The organism is Paenibacillus amylolyticus (genome assembly GCF_003719335.1).
Classification (GTDB): Bacteria; Bacillota; Bacilli; order Paenibacillales; family Paenibacillaceae; genus Paenibacillus; species Paenibacillus amylolyticus_D.
Genome location: NZ_RIAS01000013.1, coordinates 58,505 through 77,934 on the forward strand (window position 1 = coordinate 58,505; position 19,430 = coordinate 77,934).

Consider the following 19,430-nt stretch of genomic DNA (forward strand, 5'->3'; position numbering starts at 1 on the left):
TTGAATATACACTTAAACAAATCATGGCATCAGTGAATTTCCGTTGCATGATATCAACCTGCAATATGCGGGAGATCAAAGGAGCGTCCAACCGGATGGATCAAAAGCTAAAAATCGGAATCACCTGTTATCCGTCCCTCGGAGGATCCGGGGTTGTCGCAACGGAACTCGGCAAATTGCTGGCCGAACAGGGACATCAGGTTCATTTTATTGCGAACAGCATTCCGTTCAGATTAGGAAAATTTCAGAAGAATATCTTTTATCATGAAGTAGAGGTTAACGATTATTACGTGTTTCGGTATCCTCCGTATGACCTGTCTTTAGCGACCAAAATGGCTCAGGTGGCAAAGGCTCAACAGCTAGACTTGCTGCATGTTCATTATGCAGTACCGCATGCTGTATGCGCATTTCTAGCCAAACAGATGGTTGGAGACAACCTCAAAGTGGTTACAACCTTGCACGGAACGGATATCACGGTACTGGCTCAGGATGAATCGTTGAAAGATCTGATCCGTCTTGCGATCAATGAGAGTGATGCGGTAACAGCTGTTTCTCAGGATTTGATTCGCGAAACGGTTGAACTGCTGGATATTCAGCGCCCAATTGATCTGACCTATAATTTTATAGATAAACGTGTCTATTATCCAAGAGATGCAGCGAGTCTGCGCCGTGATTTTGCTGCCCCTCATGAAAAAATATTGATGCATATCTCGAACTTCCGTCCAGTCAAGCGAACACAAGACGTAGTGGAAGTATTCCGTCAAGTTCAGGAGCAGGTTCCTGCGAAATTGTTGTTTGTGGGTGAAGGCCCGGACTTGCCCAAAATTCAGTGTAAAATTAAAGAACTCGGCTTGAGTGAAAAGGTTCATTTCCTGGGTAGACAGGATGATGTCGCTCAGGTGATATCGATGGCCGACATTTTAATGCTTCCGTCCGAGAAAGAGAGCTTTGGTCTGGTAGCACTTGAAGCGATGGCATGTGGCGTGCCTACGATTGGTTCGGAGGCTGGCGGTATTCCAGAACTTGTTTTGCATGGGAAAACAGGATTCCTCTCTCCGATTGGGGATACCAAATCTATGGCTGAGAATGCGATTCGTCTTCTGACGAATGAGCGTTTGGCTGCGGATATCCGGGAGGCTTGCCTTCATCGTGCACATCATGATTTCTGCAATGATTCCATTCGGCAGGAATATGAAAAGATATATTACCGTGTGCTTGGAAGAGAAATCCCCAGTCTCAATCCCATTTGCGGTTAAGCATGGGGAACCACAGCAGGCAAGAGAAGAGGTGATATGTGGTGGTTCAATGGACACAAGCAGATGATGAAATGGCAAAACAAAGTGAGAATGTCCTCACTCGATTAAATGAACAGGGTTTTGAGGCCTATTGGGTTGGCGGGTGTGTTCGGGATGAAATGCTGGGGCGTGCCGTGGACGACATGGACATTACGACCTCTGCTTCTCCCGAGCAAGTTATGGCTCTCTTTGATGATTGTATTCCTACGGGATTACAGCACGGGACTGTGACGGTTCGCTCTGGCGGCTATTACTTTGAAGTGACGACCTTTCGGACGGAGTCGGAATATCAGGATAATCGCAGACCTGCAGCAGTGCAGTTTGTTCAGGATATCAAGGAAGATTTAGAGCGGCGGGATTTCACCATGAATGCTCTTGCAATGGATGTAAAGGGAGCTATAGTTGACCCTTTTGGCGGACAAGTTGATATTAAGCAAGAGCTTGTTCGTTGTGTAGGCCGGGCGGTTGAGCGTTTTGGTGAGGATGCTTTGCGTATGTTGCGTTGTGTTCGGTTCGCTTCCGTCTTTAATTTCAGGATTGCGTATAATACCTGGAAGGGACTCGTTGATCAACGGGAACTGCTTCGGCATATTGCTATGGAACGGGTTCGTACCGAGATGGTAAAAATGATGGCAGGTCCTCATCCGCTCAAGGGATTGGAATTATTATTTCGCAGCCGGGCGCTAGAGTATGTCAAAGCACCAGTGGATTCTTCCAGGTTTAATAAAGATTTGTTAACTGGCTTGCACCATTTGGCAGGAGAACATGTGCTGCTTCGATGGTCATGTGTGTTGCTGGCTGGTGGATATAACCGGGAAGAAGCAGACAAGTTATTGCGGCTGTGGACATTTTCCAATGAACAACGTGTTCGAATTACGGGTGTACTTCAGATGGAGCAACTGGTGTCCGATTTTGTGGAGCAGTGTGAAGATGATAAGGGGCTACGTGAAAACTGGATTTTGTCCGTACTCCATTGTGGTGCTCAGGCTGCTAACGACTGGCTGTTGTTGCAAGAGCAATTGCCGACACAGTGGCGTAAAGGTACTGAACAGACGCATGATCGACTCCTTAAAGTTCAAACTCTCGCGGCAGACTGGAGTCGATCCATGCCAGTCCACGCAATAAAAGAACTCGAAATCACCGGTGAACAGGTGTTGCAATTAGTGGAGCGCAAAGGTGGACCTTGGCTCGGGCAACTCATGAAACATCTGCTCAGGGAAACGGCGATTGGAAATATAATGAATCAGTATGAAACACTATGTGCTGAAGTGAAACGGGTGGCTGCGAATGACCAAGCATGAGGACTTATTACATATGTTACTTCATGCTGACGGAAAGTTTGTGTCGGGCGAGGAGATTAGCCGGCAACTGTCCATCAGCCGAACCGCGGTATGGAAACATGTAAATAAATTACGGGATATGGGGTATGAGTTTGAAGCCGTTTCCCGTAAAGGATACCGCCTGGTCACCAGGCCGGAAAGTATTGATGAGACAGCTCTCCAACTCGCACTGAAGACTACGACATTTGGCCGTAAAGCGATCATGCTGTCCTCAACGTCTTCTACACAGGCGGATGTTCTTAAGCTGGCAGAAGAGGGCGAGAGTGAGGGTGCGGTGGTCTTCGCAGAAGAACAGACGGGGGGAAGGGGGCGTTTCGGCCGCAAGTGGTTCTCTCCTCCGGGAAAAGGGATTTGGATGAGCGTGCTGCTACGCCCCGAATTACCGTTGAACCATACGCCCCAGCTTACCCTTATGACGGGTGTAGCTGTATGTCGAGCGATTCGAGCATTTACTGGTGCAGAGGCTGGCATTAAATGGCCGAATGACTTGTTGATTAATGACCGTAAGATATGTGGCATTTTACTTGAATCTGCGGTGGAGGACCATGAGGTTCGCTATTGCATTGCCGGTATTGGTGTGGATGTAAACTTTGATCTTCAGGACTACCCGAAAGATTTGCAACAGATTGCCACCTCGATTCAGATTGAAACAGGGCAAGCTATTGATCGGACGGGGCTGGCAGCCGCTATTTTGACGGAAATGGAACATCTTTATTTTTTATATCAAAAAGAGGGATTTGGAGTTATTTCTACACTCTGGGAAGCATTGTCCGTTTCGTTAAATCGACAGGTTACTGTTACGAATCCTCAAGGTGTAATTGAAGGAACTGCTGTAGGGCTGGACTATTCGGGAGCACTGGTGGTTGAGACGCAGGATGGGGCACGAGAACTGATCATATCTGGCGAAGTGACTTGGAAAAGCTGATGTTTTGTCGAATTTTCTTGGATCATCTCGAACATAATACGTGAACTTTGAGTAGAACTTTGGTATACTGTTTTCGTGAGGCGGTATCGGGCTGTAATGACCGAGCTGCACTCCGATGAGCAGTAACCTTTGTTCTGCTTGATGCGTTATACGCAGGCAAGTAGGACAGCATTAGCAAGGAAATAATGGAATAAGGACAATGTGTTGTTGGATTCTGCTCTGAGCCGAAGAGGACCGAGACAGAAGGGACGATCGCAAGTGACTCTTTTTTGACTTTTCGGGACTTTTTAGTGGAAAACTAAAAGGTTTTTTTGTTGCGTTTAATTGAAAAGGTGAGAGGGGCACAAGACAAATGGCAAACAAACAAGCATTAAACATCGTGAAAATGAAAAAATACAAGCAGGATGGCATTCCGCTTAGTATGATTACAGCTTATGACTATCCGACTGCTCTGCTCGCAGAAGAAGCCGGCATTGACATGATTTTGGTGGGCGACTCTTTGGGGAATGTTGTCCTTGGTTATAACTCAACTTTGCCAGTTACGATTGATGATATGGTCTATCACACTCGTTCGGTTGTGCGTGGTGCGGAACACACGTTTATCGTTGCAGATATGCCTTTTATGACGTATCACGGCAGCATCGATGAAACATTGAAAGGTGTTCGCCGATTGATGCAGGAAGGTCATGCCCAAGCGGTCAAAATGGAAGGCGGCGTTGAAATCGCGGAGACAGTCAAGGCTGTTGTGCAAGCAGGTGTGCCTGTACTCGGGCATATTGGATTGACACCACAATCGGTGAATCAGATCGGTGGTTACCGGATTCAAGGCAAGGATGCAGCAGATGCCAAACGTCTGATGGATGAAGCCAAAGCGCTTGAAGCCGCAGGGGCCTTTGGCATCGTGCTCGAACTCGTGACGGAAGAAGTGGCCGAAGCAATCTCGAAAGAACTGTCGATCCCGACCATTGGCATTGGAGCAGGACGGGGGTGTGACGGTCAAGTGCTCGTTTTCCATGATGTGGTTCAATATGCTTCACCATACACACCTAAACGATTTGTCAAAACCTATGGTGATGTAGGAAGTGTAATTCGCAGCAGTATTGAAACGTATGTAAAAGAAGTGAAGGATCGCTCCTTCCCGGCTGAAGAGCATGTCTTCAGTGCAGCAGATGGTGTGCTGGATGGATTGTATGGACAACGCAAAGAAAAGGTGGAAATTCGCTGATGAAAGTCATACGCACGATCACAGAGTTAAGACAGGAAATAAGCCTGATGCGAAAAAAACAAGCGATCCATTCCGAAGAAACGATCGTTGGACTGGTTCCCACCATGGGATACCTTCATCAAGGCCATGCCAGCCTGATGAAAGCAGCGAGAGAACAGAGCCACATCGTTGTTCTAAGCATCTTTGTTAACCCGATCCAGTTTGGCCCGAATGAAGATTTTGAAAGTTATCCGCGGGATGAACAACGTGACGTGGAAACGGCTCGTGCTCAAGGGGTAGATATCGTATTTATTCCCTCGGTGGATGAGATGTATCCACAGCCGACACAAACGACGATTGCTGTATCCGGGATTACAGAGCGCTTATGCGGGGCATCTCGGCCAGGGCATTTTAACGGGGTAACTACCGTAGTTTCGAAGCTGTTTAACATCGTGCAACCGCAAAAAGCTTTTTTTGGTATGAAGGATGCCCAGCAGGTGGCCGTTATTGAGCAAATGGTACATGATCTGAATATGCCAGTGGACATTATCCCTTGTCCGATCGTTCGTGAGCAGGACGGTTTGGCGCTCAGCTCCCGTAATGTCTATTTGAGCACAGAGCTGCGTCAGGAAGCTTTGGTCTTGTCTCAGGCACTCCGTGCCGCACAGGAATCGGTTCAAGTCGGGACAACTGTTACAGCGGAGGACATTCGCCGTCTGCTTCGTGAATATATTGGCAAATCTGCGCATGCTGTCATTGATTATGCCGAGATTCAGGCTTTTCCAAGTCTGGAGCCTCTTGCAGACCAAGAGGAATTGAAGGCGTATGATGATCTGCTGATTGCACTGGCTGTGAAATTTGGGAAAACAAGATTGATTGATAATATACGTATTCAAAAAATGGAGGTGCTGTCCCATGTTTAGAACTCTAATGAAATCCAAGATTCACCGTGCTACGGTAACGGAAGCCAACTTGAATTATGTGGGCAGCATTACCATTGATGAAGATCTTATGGAAACTTCGGATTTAATGGAAAACGAAAAAGTGCAAATTGTGAACAATAACAACGGAGCAAGGCTTGAAACCTACGTTATTCCTGGGCCTAGGGGCAGTGGCGTCATTTGTCTGAATGGTGCCGCCGCTCGTCTTGTACAGCCTGGAGATACAGTCATTATCATTTCTTATGCCATGATGTCTCAGGAAGAAGCGAACACGCATAAACCTACCGTGGTGTTTGTGGACGGTCAGAACAAACCGGTTCAGACGATGAAGAAAGAGGTTCACGCCACGATCTTGTAATCGGCTGGGAAGGAGAATGAAATCAGCCCATCCAGCAAAAAATGAGTACAGGTCACTGCACTAATTCATTTTCCAAGGGTGGGGATGCATCGATGTTCCAGCATGTTTTCGCCGAAATGAACGACATGTTAGATGAAATTATCAAGAGCTATCCTTCCGCTGAAGGTCTGGACAAACAGGAGTTATTACAGAAATGGAATTTGCTCAAACGAATGAGTGACGGGATGCTGGATGAATGGCTGATGTTTGAAGAAAAGATGAGTCAGATTCGGGAAAGAGAGCTGGACAAACCAGCTTCTCTTGAGCCGGAGCAGGAAGCAGTGACAGCTTTGCCTGAACTTCATCTGGAATGCTTCAGCCGGGGCCAAGGATATTTCAAGTTGCAGATGTACCCGCAGGCTATTGATCAATTCTTACGGGTGGTGAACGATTACCCGGATAGTGCCTTAACCCGTTTTTATCTGGCACTCGCACACTTAAGCCTGGAGCAGATTTATGAGTCTGAAACCCATTTACAACAAATTATGCTACTTAAGGGATCGGCAAGACTCAAAGGCCTTGTATGTAACGCGCTGGGCTGTATTCAGGCGAAGCTTTCCAATCCAGAAGCAGCATGCTCCCTGTTTGCCCAGGCCCTTCAGTATGACCCGACGTTGACCGAACCTCTGTATAACATGGAAGTTTGCAGACTGAACAGAGGTAAACTGCAATATGCAAACCAGCTAGGGTGTGTTTGAAAACGCTGAAGGAAGCCAATTTTGCCGAATTTTCGTTCCAAGGCAGGAAGTTTACCGCAGGCGTGCCGCGGCACGCCAAGGGGAAAGTGACGCAGCAGGGGGCGAAAAGGCGGTAAAAGATGCATTTCAGTCGGCTTCAAGACACGCCCTGACTGCCCTGAATTGAAAAGAACATTTGGCAACAAAAGAACGGTGTTTCCTCCTTTGGCATAGCGGTGGAAACACCGCTTTTTTGTCAGTTAATTTTCAAATGTCCTTTTTTTTGCTATGCTGTAACATAGACTGGAATGGAAGGGATCGTATATTGCAATGAAATTTGCCGTTTTGGATTTCGAAACAACCGGCACGCAGTCCGACGGTGAGATCATACAGGCCGGACTTGCCATTATAGACCATGACTTCAGCATAACTCAAATATATAGTTCTTATGTAAATCCGGGTGTTCCCATTCCACCATTTATTACAGGGTTAACCGGTATTACAGAAGAAGATGTCGCGGAAGCTCCATCTCTTGAAGAGATGATGATGGAGATGGTACCGCTTCTTGACGATGTGGTTTTGGTGGGCCATAATGTTGCATTTGATTTTTATTTTTTACAGAATGCGCTTGATCGATGTGGATATTTACCGTTTACAGGTCGAATTCTGGATACGATTGATTTTTTGAAAATTACATTTCCGTCGCTGGGTTCATACCAGCTTGGTTATGTATCAGCCGAATTTGGATTTGAACATGACCGGCCCCATCAGGCCGACAGTGATGCACTCGCAACAGCTCATGTTCTGCTTAAATGTCTCGATGAACTTAGGGAGCTGCCATTAATTACAATTCAGCGTCTTAGCGATCTGTTTGCACCAGAGGACAGTGATCTGGGCTGGTTTTTCGACGGACTACGTGCGGAGAAGGAAGCAGAACCGATTCAAGACCTGGATGGTCATACGTATTACCGTCAGCTGGCACTTACCGTCAGTGACTGGACGGAAATTGGAGCGCCTCGTGATGAAAGAGAAGCGAACCCTCTGGAGGGCGTGACCTTTGATCAGTTCTTGGATCAGGTGAGAGCGAACCTGAAAGAGACACTGGATCATTATGAAGAGCGTGAAGCACAGACACAGATGTTTGGCAGTGTACGGCAGGCGCTGGACGAAGAGAAACATCTTCTGCTGGAAGCCGGAACGGGAACAGGGAAATCCCTGGGATACTTGTTGCCTGCTATTTATGAAAGTGTAAAACAAGAGCAGAAGGTGATGGTAAGCACTCACACCATTAACTTGCAAGAACAACTGCGTGAACGGGATATTCCGATGCTGACGCAGGTGGTGCCTTTTCCATTCAAAGCTTCCGTGTTCAAGGGGAGAGGCCACTATCTCTGTCTACGCAAATTCGAACACAAAATCAACAAACGTGAGTTTGCTACGCCGAAAGAGGACTACTTCACGGCAGCACAAATGATTGTGTGGCTTACCCAAACCGAAACGGGTGACGATGAAGAATTGAACCTCAGTGCACGCGGAGGAGATTTCTGGGAAACGGTGCAGAGCGAGTCCGAGTCTTGTCTCGGTAGATCCTGTCCGTGGTTCCGCAAGTGCTTCTATCATCGTGCGAAACATGAGGCAGGACTTTCTGACATCGTGATCACCAATCACTCGAAGCTATTTACAGACGTGAAAGCTGCTCATCAGCTGTTGCCAGCTTACGAAAGCCTGGTCATTGATGAGGCGCATCATCTTGAAGATGTAGCGGGTAAACATTTGGGGCTTCACATGAAGTATTTTACGCTTGTACACACACTGACCCGTTTGTTTAAAGATAGTCGTAATGGTCAGCTTCCGATGCTTCGCTCTCAATTGTCAGGGCACGAAAACGGTGTACAGTGGGGTTCGATGGTGGATCAGATGTTTCCCCTCGCCGTTGAAGTGAAGGAAATGTGGGATCGTCTAAGCGATGCTTTGTTTGGTCTTCTGCCTGAACGGAGTGATGCTTCTCCAGGGGAGACTGGACAGTTCTCATTACGGCTTAAAGCGTCCCAGAAGCCTGCCAAGTGGCAAGAGTTGCAGGATTTGGAGAACCAGATCTATGTGACATTAGGTGATTTGGTGCGCAAGGGTGACAAACTACTGCTCGAAGTAAAAGAAGATCAGGATGATTACCAGTCCGACAGTCTGATTACAGATATCACCGGGCTTTTGAAAGATCTGACAACGATGAAGGAAAATTTAAGATTTTTCATGCGTATGGATGATGCCAAGACCGTGTACTGGATGGAGGCCAGCGGACAGTTCCGTAGTAAGTCACTCCAGTTATACGCTGTTCCGGTGGATGTGAGTGCGCAATTGAAAGAGATGTTTTTCGATAAAAAGAAAAGCGTTGTACTTACATCGGCTACGTTATCGGTGGATAAGTCATTCCAGTTCATGATTGAGCAGCTGGGCCTGCAGGAAGCTGCCGACAATAACCGGCTTCTAACTTCTATGCTGCCTTCTCCATTTAATTATCGGGAACAAGCTTTGTTAGTTATCCCGCGGGATTTCCCGAGTTTGAAGGGGAGTGTAGGTGACGCACACTTTGTACAGATGCTGGTGCATTCTCTTGCCGAGACGGCGATAGCAACCCAAGGACGTATGATGGTACTGTTTACCTCTTACAAAATGCTTCGACAAGTCTACGAGCCGCTGAAAGAGGCTTTGTCCGGGAATGACATCTCGCTGCTGGGGCAGGGTGTTGACAGCGGGAATCGTTCGAAGCTGACCCGACGCTTCCAGGATGCCAAAGCAGCAGTCCTGCTGGGTACGAGCAGTTTCTGGGAAGGCGTAGATATTCCAGGTGAAGCGCTGACCTGTCTTGCGATTGTAAGACTGCCTTTCCAGCCCCCTAACCATCCGCTTCTGGAAGCGAAGAGTGAACTGTTGCAAGAGCAAAAGAAAAATCCATTTATGAAGCTGTCTGTGCCGCAGGCAGTCATTCGCTTTAAGCAGGGGTTCGGCCGACTCGTTCGGACGGGCAAAGATCGCGGGATCGTCATTGTGTATGATACACGAGTGATTGAAGCTTATTACGGCAAGTACTTCCTGTATTCGTTACCGGGACCAAAGATGGAGCATATGCTCACAGAACAGATGGTTCCCCGTATTGCTGAATGGTTGGATCGACCTGCGGAAAATCAAAAATAATTACGATGTACGGCTATAACATTGCATTGTACTTCAACATGGCGTTAAACTTTGGAAAAGACTTCACAAAGTTAGAACAGGGCAGCGCTTATATGAACTTATATTCCTATTAATTCGGGCATTCTGTATGAGGACATGATGCAAGGATCTTGCATGTATACAGAATGCTCATCTTTTCAATATTTATTTAATCGTGGCGATGGTAAGGGGGAGCAAGGATGAAATCGGATAAAATATCAGAAGCGGTAGTACGGCGTCTGCCTGTATATTTGCGTTATTTAAACGAGTTGGTTCAACGTGAGGTGACAACGGTTTCCTCGCAGGAACTGGGACAGCGACTGGATCTGAATCCAGCTCAAATTCGTAAAGATTTAGCGTATTTCGGTGATTTTGGTCGTAAAGGAATCGGGTATGATGTGTCTTACCTGATTGAAAAGATTCGGCACATTTTGAAAATCGATCAGCAAATTAATGTAGCTCTGGTGGGAGCCGGTAATCTCGGACATGCTTTATCGAATTATAATGCTTATTTGAAGGACAATATGAAAATTGTCGCTATTTTTGATGCCTTTGGGCCGAAGATCGGCAGTAAAATTAATAGCCTGACCGTACAACCGATGGAAGAACTTACCGAAGCGGTTCAGAAAGACAACATTCGTATCGGTATCATCACGGTGCCGGACACCGAAGCTCAGAACGTTGCCGATCAACTGATTGAATCGGGCATTGAGGCGATTCTGAATTTTGCGCCAACGATTCTAAAGACGCCTTCACATGTTCGCATTCATCATGCAGACTTTACAACGGATTTGCTCAGTTTGGCTTATTATTTGGAGAATGGGAAGGAAGATGAGCTTGATGACAACAACGAATAAATGGGTAATCCACCATGGTAAATTTGCTGTAAACGAAGGTGCAGATTGGACTGTGGTTCAAGGATATATGGTCGTTGAGAATGATAAGATTGTTCATATTGGTGAGACGCTGCCGGATGGTGACGAGAACCTGCCTAAAGTGGATGGAAAAGGTATGCTCTTCCTGCCGGGTCTGATCAATACGCATGGTCATGCAGCGATGTCTCTGCTTCGGGGTCATGGTGATGATCTGGCACTGCAAGTGTGGCTACAAGAAAAAATGTGGCCAATGGAAGCCAAAATGACTTCTGAGGACGTGTATTGGGGAGCATCCCTTTCGGTGCTTGAGATGTTAAAAGGCGGAACAACAGCTTTTCTGGACATGTATGACCACATGGATCAGGTGGCAAAAGTGGTTGAACAGTCAGGGGCTAGAGCTGCGCTGGCTCGTGGTGTCATTGGACTGTGCTCTGAAGAAGAGCAGATGCGAAAGCTCGAAGAGTCCGCTGCATTTGCGCGTGAATGGAATGGACAGGCGGATGGACGCATCACAACCGTAATCTCTCCGCACGCACCTTACACATGCCCTCCAGATTACATAGAGAAACTTGTTCAGGTTGCGCATGATTTAAACCTGCCTCTTCACACCCACATGTCAGAGACATTGCGTGAAGTGGAGCAGAATGTAACAGATTACGGCTTACGTCCAGTGGCCCATTTGGAGAAGCACGGCTTCTTCTCACGTCCTTCACTTGTAGCACATGCGGTGCATCTGAACGATGAAGAGATTGAGATTTTGGCGCGTCATGATGTGGCTGTATCTCATAATCCAGGCAGTAATTTGAAGCTCGCATCGGGTGTTGCCCGTGTTCCTGCCTTGTTAAAAGCAGGTGTAACTGTATCGCTGGGAACAGACGGACCGGCAAGCAATAACAATCTGGATATGTTTGAGGAAATGAGACTTGCAGCTTTGATCCACAAAGGCGTATCCGGTGACCCAACCGCTGTACCTGCTGGTGAAGCGCTGCTGCTTGGAACAGCTTACGGCGCGAAGTCCATCTTTCTGAACGATACCGGTGCACTGCAAGTTGGGAAGAAGGCTGATTTTATTGCGCTGAATATTGAACAAGCTCACTTCTATCCGCACACGGATTTGATATCCCATGCCATCTACTCGGCTTCGGCGAAAGATGTGGAACATGTGTGGGTAGATGGAAAACAAGTCGTTAAGCATGGTGAATGTCTGACATTGGATGAAGAGCGCATTTTGCGGGAATCCCAGTTAGCCTTTGATCAATTGCTTGCGCGTTAAGAGGCGACTTCAATGCGCATTTTTAGGGAAAGGAAGTTCAACTCTTGAAGAAAAAAAAGAAGTGGATATGGATATCGCTGCTCATACTCGTTCTGGTCTTGTTTGGACTTCAGCGGTACTACGTCTACGTCACGCAAGATCAGCGTAAGGAAGAAGCATTGGCGATTGAGGCAGCACAGAATGAGTTGGGAATTACGTCACCTGATGAACTTCGAAAGTACGTGTGGGGCGAAAAGAGTGGCGCTGACAACATCTACTGGACGATGACAGCCAAAAACAAAGATAATCAGGACATCATGGTCTGGGTCAAGTTTGATAATAACAATCAGCCTGTCCAAGGCGCTGCAGGTGTGCATAGTGAGTTATTGCAGAATGGCATGTCCGAAACGCAGATTCGCAATCGTTTCAGCTCTGACGTGCCAGACGGTGAGATCAAACGCATCATGCCTGGTGTTGTGAACAATATATACGTGTGGCAAGTGTATTATAACGATGACACGCATAACTATTATCGTTTCTACCGATTTAGCAATGGAGAGCAGGTAGATTTGGTATATACGTTACCGAACAGCTAACCTCGTCATCACTCTGGTATGATCAATAGAACGGTCAATTCAAATTCGTTTCAACATAATAATAAGCAAAAAAACCGGCAGACGGGATACCGACTGAACCGGTTTTTTCGCATTCCAACCATCGAATGAAATTAAAATAGTTAAAATTATTATTTTATTCATATTTTCGCCTTCGAAATTGTATATACGATGTGATATACTCAGATATGTACTGAAGTTAACGAAAAACGCAAACAAATCTGCAATAAACGTTGCAGACCATCTTGTACAGCTAAATATATAAGCCTGTAGATTAAGGACGGGCTCATTTTGGGAGGGTAATTCATTTGAAGCTGAAAGTATTGCCTATTGTTCTAACTGCCGTTGTTTCTGCCGTCCTATTGTTTGGAGGTTGGTTCATATATCGTCAAGTAGCCGTACAGAGCCCAATAGAAAAGATGGTTACTCAGTACGATGGTGTTAATAGTGTTCAGTTAACTATTAACCGTAACGATGTACAAATGAAACTTGATTTAAAGCCGAATGTAGATTTAGGTAGACTGGTGCAATATATTCATAGAGAAGGACAGAACCTGATCGGCTCCCGTGCCCTGAAACTGGATGTCGTAGACCACTCCAATGAGGCTCTTGAAAACTGGTGGGGAGATGCCATGTTTACCGTAGCTCAGGCGATGGAGAACAAACAATACGCCGAGATTACTCCGACGTTGTCCAAGATGGCCACAGGAGGAATTCAAGTCAATACGGCGATGGATGACAACAATGTTTATGTGAGTCTGCGAGACGGAGAAGCCAGCAAGTTCATTATACTGCCGCGTGTACCCGGTCAGATAGGAGTGTGGCCTAATGCCTAAATGGACAAAAGAAATTGCCATAGGATTTGTCCCAGTTGTTATCATTTTTCTTGCTTTTATCGGTGTGAATATTGTTCCGATTCTGATCGCTGCATTGCTGGTTGGCGGGTTGTTATTCATGATGCAGATGCGCGGTGGAATAACGGTAGGTGCTGGACAAGAACGTAAACGGAAGAAAAAAGGACCTTCAAAACTGACGTTCGAAGAAATTGGAGGTCAGGACAGTGCCAAGCAGGAATTAAGAGAAGCGCTTGACTTTCTAATCCGTCATGAAGAAATTCAGAAGTTTGGGATAAGGCCAATGAAAGGCATTTTGCTGACGGGCCCTCCGGGAACAGGGAAAACGTTGATGGCGAAAGCAGCAGCTCACTACACCGATTCGGTTTTCGTCGCTGCATCAGGCAGTGAGTTTGTCGAAATGTATGTAGGTGTAGGTGCCAGCAGAATCCGGGATTTGTTTAAGGATGCCAGAACACGGGCTGCCAAGGAAAACAAGGAGAATGCTATCATTTTTATCGATGAGATTGATGTGATTGGTGGTAAACGTGAAGGCGGACAGCAGCGTGAGTATGATCAGACCTTAAACCAGTTGCTGACGGAGATGGATGGTATCTATACTTCCGATACACCTAGAATATTGCTGATTGCAGCTACCAACCGTAAAGAGATGCTCGATAGTGCACTGACACGACCAGGGCGTTTTGACCGTCATATTCAGGTGGATTTACCAGATAAAAAAGGTAGAAAACACATTCTGGAACTACACGCGGTGAACAAACCGCTTACACAGGACGTGAATCTGGAAAAAACGGCAGAAGAGTCTTACGGTTTCTCAGGTGCACAGCTTGAAAGTGTCATGAATGAAGCAGCGATCTATGCGATGCGTGAGGGAATACTGACCATCGAACAGCGTCATTTATCGCTTGCGATAGACAAAGTGATGATGGGTGAGAAAACGGATCGCGAGTCGAGCGTGGAAGAAAAGAAAAGAGTGGCCATCCATGAACTGGGACATGCTATTATGGCAGAGCTTGTGCGCCCTGGAAGTGTAAGCCAGGTAGCCCTTAGTCCGCGTGGACAGGCACTTGGATATGTGCGTCATAACCCGCAGCAGGAGCAGTTTCTGTATACCAAACGATTCCTGGAGGAACAGATCATGATTGCCCTAGGTGGTGCAGCCGCGGAAGAGATGTACTATGGTGGTCGTTCCACAGGTTCACGCAATGACTTTGAACAGGCGACGAATGTCGTACAGACGATGATGGCTTCTGGTTTGACTTCCCTCGGGATTGTAAATATGGATATGGTCACGACTGAAGAGCTGATGAGAGAAAATAAAGTCATTCTTCAGGAACTGATGGAGCAGACGAAACGCCGGCTTGAAGAGCAACGGTTAATTTTCGACAATTCACTCGACATTCTGATGCGTGAGGAAGTTTTGTCAGGAGAACAATTTCGTTGTCAATTTCGTGACAGTGCACGTTTACCAGCATAATTTCTTTATGCTGGTTATTTTTTTTTACATTTCAGTCGTGCTAAGATATTATTAGTTGTTGGGTCGAAATTTGTAATTTTCGGCGAACAGGGTACAATAGAGAAATAGAGAACCGAAAGGATGGAGCAGAACCATGTTTTTCAAAAAAATAGGAGTTGTCGGCGGCGGTACGATGGGGCAGGGAATTTCCCAGATGCTCGCAGCCAAAGGACTTGATGTGCTTCTGGTGGAGCATACGACTAAAAAGCTTGATCATGCATATGACATGATTGAAACAAATTTGGATAAACAGCTCGAGAAATGGGCGATTACCAAAGCGGAGAAGAAATTGATCCTCTCCCGCATTACGAAAGTAGCGCATTTGGCTGAACTGGGCTCTTGCGATATGGTTATTGAAACGATCTCGGAAGATCTGGAAGCTAAAAAAGCAGTCTTTAATCAATTGGATCAGGTATGTCCAAGCAATGTTATTTTGGCAAGTAACACGTCCACGCTGAGTTTGACCGAGCTTGCAAGCTCGACCAAGTACCCAGAGCGTGTTATTGGTATGCACTTTATTCACCCGGTATCCCGGGTTGATCTTGTTGAGATTATTCGTGGTTTGAAAACATCCGATACTACATTCGAAGAAACTCGCCGCTTTGTTGAAGAAGTCGTAGACAAAAAAGGCGTTATGATCTACGAATCCCCTGGATTTGTAACCTCCCGTCTGATCTGCTTGCTGATCAACGAAGCACTTCACGTTCTGCAAGAAGGGGTAGCTTCAGCTGAAGATATCGATGACGCAATGCGTATCGGTTATAACTTCCAGCATGGACCGCTTGAAATGGCTGACCGTTTCGGACTTGATTCCGTTGAAGCAGCTCTTGAAAGAATGTTCCGTGAATTCGGAGAACTGAAATATCGTCCTTCGATTGTCCTGAAGAAAATGGTGCGTGCAGGTCATCTGGGCGTAAAAACAGGAGAAGGATTCTTCAAGTACGACAAGGATGGTGACCGTCTGTGAATATACTCGTAATTAATGCGGGGAGTTCCTCGCTCAAATATCAATTGTATAATATGGAAGATGAATCGGTACTTGCGAAAGGTCTGGTAGAGCGAATCGGGATGGATTCTTCCATTCTGACACATAAACCGACTGGCCGTGAGGAAGTTACGGAAGTTAGTGAGATTCTGGAACATACGACTGCGATTCGTAAAGTCATTGATTTGTTGACACACAAGGAACACGGCGTGGTTGCTTCTGTTAGTGAAATTCAGGCTGTAGGTCACCGTGTAGTACACGGCGGTGAAGCGTTTAAAGAATCTTCGCTTGTTGACGATGCTGCAAAAGCGGAAATTCGTCGATTGTTCGACCTAGCTCCGCTTCATAACCCGGCAGCAATGATGGGTATCCGTGCGGCTGAATTGAATATGCCAGGTGTGCCTCAGGTAATGGTGTTTGATACAGCGTTCCACCAAACGATGCCTGAACATGCTTATCTATATGCTATTCCACGTGTACTTTACAAAAAATACAAAGTACGTCGGTACGGCGCGCATGGTACCTCCCATGATTACGTGAGCAAAGCGGCGGCCGAGTATCTTGGTCGTCCGTTGGAAGACTTGAAAATCATCACTTGTCACGTAGGTAACGGCGGCAGTGTGACGGCAGTTAAAGGCGGCGTATCTGTGGATACATCGATGGGCATGACTCCACTCGAAGGTTTGATGATGGGAACTCGCAGTGGTGACCTCGATCCAGCGATTGTGCCTTATGTGATGAACAAGGAAGAACTTAGCGTAAGCGAAGTAAGCTCCATGTTAAACAAACACAGTGGACTTTTGGCGATTTCCGGGATCAGCAGTGATATGCGTGAAATTACAGAAGGCATGGAAAAAGGCGAGCCGAATTCGACGCTGGCATTTGAAATGTATGAATATCGTTTGCGTAAATACATCGGTTCTTATGCTGCGGCAATGAACGGTGTAGATGTGATCGTATTTACAGCTGGTGTAGGTGAAAACTCCGTTGTTCTTCGTCAGAAAGTATGTGAGCAATTGACATACCTTGGTGTTGAGCTGGATGAAGCATTAAATGCGATCCGTTCCGGTGAACCACGCCGTATTACAACTGAAAATTCAAAAGTGGACGTTCTCGTCGTACCTACGAACGAAGAATTGGTCATCGCAAGAGATACACACCGAATCGTATTGAATTCTAAGTAATCTAACTGTAAAGTAAATACAGGATGACAATGAAGTGCAGAGGACAGGTGCGAACCTGTCCGCTGCATTTTCAAATTTATGGAACCAAGGGGAGATATGGGCATGGATACGAATTGTGTAATTCGTAATGTGAACGAACACGTGGGTGAGACAGTTACCATTGGCGCTTGGATTAATAACAAACGCTCCAGCGGTAAAATTCAGTTTTTGCAACTCCGTGATGGGACTGGATATATTCAAGGTGTAGTCGTTAAGAGTGAAGTCAGCGAAGACATCTGGAATGATGCCAAAAGCCTGACCCAGGAAAGCTCTGTCTACGTGACAGGCGTTATCCGTGAAGAGCCACGCAGTGCGTCAGGGTATGAGATGACCGTTACTGGTGTTCAAATTATTCATCTGACGGAAAACTACCCAATTACACCGAAAGAGCACGGTGTGGATTTCTTGATGGATCATCGCCATCTGTGGCTTCGTTCCACCAAGCAACGTGCTGTAATGGTGATTCGTGCAGAGATTATTCGTGCTGTTCAGCAATTTTTTGATGGTAACGGATTCACACAGGTGGACCCGCCGATCTTGACACCTTCATCTGCAGAAGGCACAACGAACTTGTTCCATATCAAATATTTTGATGAGGACGCGTATCTGACGCAAAGTGGACAACTGTACATGGAAGCCGCGGCTATGGCACTGGGCAAAGTATACTCTTTCGGCCCAACGTTCCGTGCTGAGAAATCCAAAACACGTCGGCACTTGATTGAGTTCTGGATGATTGAGCCGGAGATGGCATTTGTCGATCACGAGGAAAGCTTGCGCGTACAAGAGAAATTCATCGCGCATGTCGTTCAATCCGTGGTGAAAAATTGCCGTACAGAGCTGGAGTCCATCGGGCGTGACGTTTCCAAACTGGAAGGCATTACAGCTCCGTTCCCGCGTATTACGTATGACGAAGCGATTGAGTTCCTGAATGGACAAGGCTTTGACATTCCTTGGGGCGAAGATTTCGGTGCACCTCATGAAACAGCGATTGCGGAAAAATACAATACTCCTGTATTTATTACGCACTACCCAGCTGGAATCAAAGCATTTTACATGAAACCAGATCCAAATCGCCCTGAAGTTGTTCTGTGTGCGGATATGATTGCGCCAGAAGGTTATGGTGAGATCATTGGTGGATCACAGCGTATCGATGATCCAGAACTAATGCAACAACGTTTTGAAGAGCACAACCTTTCGGATGAAGCGTACCAGTGGTACCTGGATCTGCGTAAATACGGATCGGTTCCCCACTCCGGTTTCGGTCTGGGATTGGAGCGCACGGTAGCCTGGATCTGTGGACTTGACCATGTTCGTGAGACCATCGCATTCCCTCGTATGCTCTATCGTCTGTATCCTTAATGTTTAACGGGAAAGAGTATATGGAAGACGCGTCCTCCAAAGCCTGGTTAAGCGGGGCAGCCTACGGTATGGCCTCAGGTACAGCTCAATTACCATATGCCTTACTACGTTTTTATCATCAGCTTGGCTTGTCCGATACTGAGGTTTTGCTTCTCATTCAATTGCTGGGCTTCCGTCAGGCAGAATTCAATGAATTTCCAACCCTTGAAGAGCTTGCCACACGAATGGGACTTGCTCCTGAAGGCATTGCCAGAATGTTGCAACGTCTGATGAGGGATGGGTATATTACAATTGATGAGCATCGGGATGAAGAACGGGATATTCAGTATGAACGATATGACCTGCACGGCTTGTATGCCAAGCTAGCGATGTGTACATCGGAAGAAGCAGCACATATCCGGTCAGAACAACAAAAAGGGAATGCCTCACGTCCGGATTCGAACAGTGTTCAAAAAGAAGAGGAAGAGCGGAATATGTTCTCTATTTTTGAAAAGGAATTTGGTCGTCCTCTCTCGCCGATGGAGTGTGAAACCATCTCCAGCTGGCTGGATCAGGATCGCTATCAGGAAGAGCTGATTCTGATGGCTTTGAAAGAAGCGGTATTTGCAGGAAAAGTGCATTTCAGGTACATCGACCGAATTTTGCTGGAGTGGAGCAGGAATCGTGTTAAAAATGTACAGGATGCCAAAGCGTATACGCAACGTTTCCGCAATGGCGGACGTTAAATTAATAAACAGGCCAGAATTTATTCTGTGCCTGTTTT

Annotated in this window: 18 protein-coding genes; all 18 read left to right on the top strand. The window is 46.5% G+C overall.

Annotated features, from left to right (window positions below; genetic code table 11):
- Positions 1–95: 95 nt before the first annotated feature.
- Positions 96–1,256 carry an N-acetyl-alpha-D-glucosaminyl L-malate synthase BshA gene (gene bshA, locus EC604_RS21150; RefSeq protein ID WP_123066039.1) on the top strand — a complete coding sequence of 387 codons (1,161 nt, stop codon included), beginning with the start codon at positions 96–98 and terminating at the stop codon, positions 1,254–1,256.
- Between the two features lie 41 nt (positions 1,257–1,297).
- Positions 1,298–2,596, top strand: a complete 1,299-nt coding sequence (locus EC604_RS21155) for a CCA tRNA nucleotidyltransferase (protein WP_151458105.1) — start codon at positions 1,298–1,300, stop codon at positions 2,594–2,596.
- Positions 2,583–3,560: a biotin--[acetyl-CoA-carboxylase] ligase gene (locus tag EC604_RS21160; RefSeq protein ID WP_123066041.1), complete on the top strand. Its 978-nt coding sequence runs from the start codon at positions 2,583–2,585 to the stop codon at positions 3,558–3,560. The genes EC604_RS21155 and EC604_RS21160 overlap by 14 nt, the downstream gene beginning before the upstream one ends.
- 352 nt (positions 3,561–3,912) lie before the next feature.
- Positions 3,913–4,785, top strand: coding sequence for a 3-methyl-2-oxobutanoate hydroxymethyltransferase (gene panB / locus EC604_RS21165; RefSeq protein WP_123066042.1), 873 nt, complete (start codon positions 3,913–3,915; stop codon positions 4,783–4,785).
- The gene (gene panC / locus EC604_RS21170) at positions 4,785–5,687 is read left to right on the top strand and encodes a pantoate--beta-alanine ligase (RefSeq protein ID WP_123066043.1); all 903 of its coding nucleotides are present in this window, start codon (positions 4,785–4,787) and stop codon (positions 5,685–5,687) included. Before panB ends, panC begins: the two co-directional genes overlap by 1 nt.
- A complete protein-coding gene (gene panD, locus EC604_RS21175; RefSeq protein ID WP_123066044.1) occupies positions 5,680–6,063 on the top strand; it encodes an aspartate 1-decarboxylase in 384 nt (127 codons plus the stop codon). Before panC ends, panD begins: the two co-directional genes overlap by 8 nt.
- 116 nt (positions 6,064–6,179) lie before the next feature.
- On the top strand, positions 6,180–6,800 hold the full coding sequence (locus tag EC604_RS21180) for a tetratricopeptide repeat protein (RefSeq protein ID WP_240037071.1): 621 nt from the start codon (positions 6,180–6,182) through the stop codon (positions 6,798–6,800).
- On the top strand, positions 6,793–6,966 hold the full coding sequence (locus EC604_RS29975; protein ID WP_161557002.1) for a hypothetical protein: 174 nt from the start codon (positions 6,793–6,795) through the stop codon (positions 6,964–6,966). The genes EC604_RS21180 and EC604_RS29975 overlap by 8 nt, the downstream gene beginning before the upstream one ends.
- A 143-nt stretch (positions 6,967–7,109) precedes the next feature.
- Positions 7,110–9,971 (top strand): ATP-dependent DNA helicase DinG, encoded by a 2,862-nt coding sequence (gene dinG / locus EC604_RS21185; RefSeq protein ID WP_123066046.1) that lies wholly within the window; start codon positions 7,110–7,112, stop codon positions 9,969–9,971.
- A gap of 218 nt (positions 9,972–10,189) precedes the next feature.
- Positions 10,190–10,846 (top strand): redox-sensing transcriptional repressor Rex, encoded by a 657-nt coding sequence (locus EC604_RS21190; protein ID WP_123066047.1) that lies wholly within the window; start codon positions 10,190–10,192, stop codon positions 10,844–10,846.
- Positions 10,830–12,137 carry an amidohydrolase gene (locus tag EC604_RS21195; RefSeq protein WP_123066048.1) on the top strand — a complete coding sequence of 436 codons (1,308 nt, stop codon included), beginning with the start codon at positions 10,830–10,832 and terminating at the stop codon, positions 12,135–12,137. The genes EC604_RS21190 and EC604_RS21195 overlap by 17 nt, the downstream gene beginning before the upstream one ends.
- A 44-nt stretch (positions 12,138–12,181) precedes the next feature.
- Positions 12,182–12,712, top strand: a complete 531-nt coding sequence (locus EC604_RS21200) for a DUF5590 domain-containing protein (protein ID WP_123066049.1) — start codon at positions 12,182–12,184, stop codon at positions 12,710–12,712.
- Positions 12,713–13,038: 326 nt separating this feature from the next.
- Positions 13,039–13,566 carry a hypothetical protein gene (locus tag EC604_RS21205; protein WP_123066050.1) on the top strand — a complete coding sequence of 176 codons (528 nt, stop codon included), beginning with the start codon at positions 13,039–13,041 and terminating at the stop codon, positions 13,564–13,566.
- A complete protein-coding gene (locus EC604_RS21210; protein WP_123066051.1) occupies positions 13,559–15,061 on the top strand; it encodes an AAA family ATPase in 1,503 nt (500 codons plus the stop codon). Before EC604_RS21205 ends, EC604_RS21210 begins: the two co-directional genes overlap by 8 nt.
- Before the next feature lie 133 nt (positions 15,062–15,194).
- Complete coding sequence (locus tag EC604_RS21215) at positions 15,195–16,067, top strand: 3-hydroxyacyl-CoA dehydrogenase family protein (protein ID WP_123066052.1); 873 nt, start codon at positions 15,195–15,197, stop codon at positions 16,065–16,067.
- On the top strand, positions 16,064–17,269 hold the full coding sequence (locus EC604_RS21220; protein WP_123066053.1) for an acetate/propionate family kinase: 1,206 nt from the start codon (positions 16,064–16,066) through the stop codon (positions 17,267–17,269). Before EC604_RS21215 ends, EC604_RS21220 begins: the two co-directional genes overlap by 4 nt.
- A 102-nt stretch (positions 17,270–17,371) precedes the next feature.
- Positions 17,372–18,667 (top strand): asparagine--tRNA ligase, encoded by a 1,296-nt coding sequence (asnS, locus tag EC604_RS21225; RefSeq protein WP_123066054.1) that lies wholly within the window; start codon positions 17,372–17,374, stop codon positions 18,665–18,667.
- A gap of 20 nt (positions 18,668–18,687) precedes the next feature.
- Complete coding sequence (locus EC604_RS21230; protein WP_123066055.1) at positions 18,688–19,392, top strand: DnaD domain-containing protein; 705 nt, start codon at positions 18,688–18,690, stop codon at positions 19,390–19,392.
- The last annotated feature ends 38 nt before the right edge of the window (positions 19,393–19,430 follow it).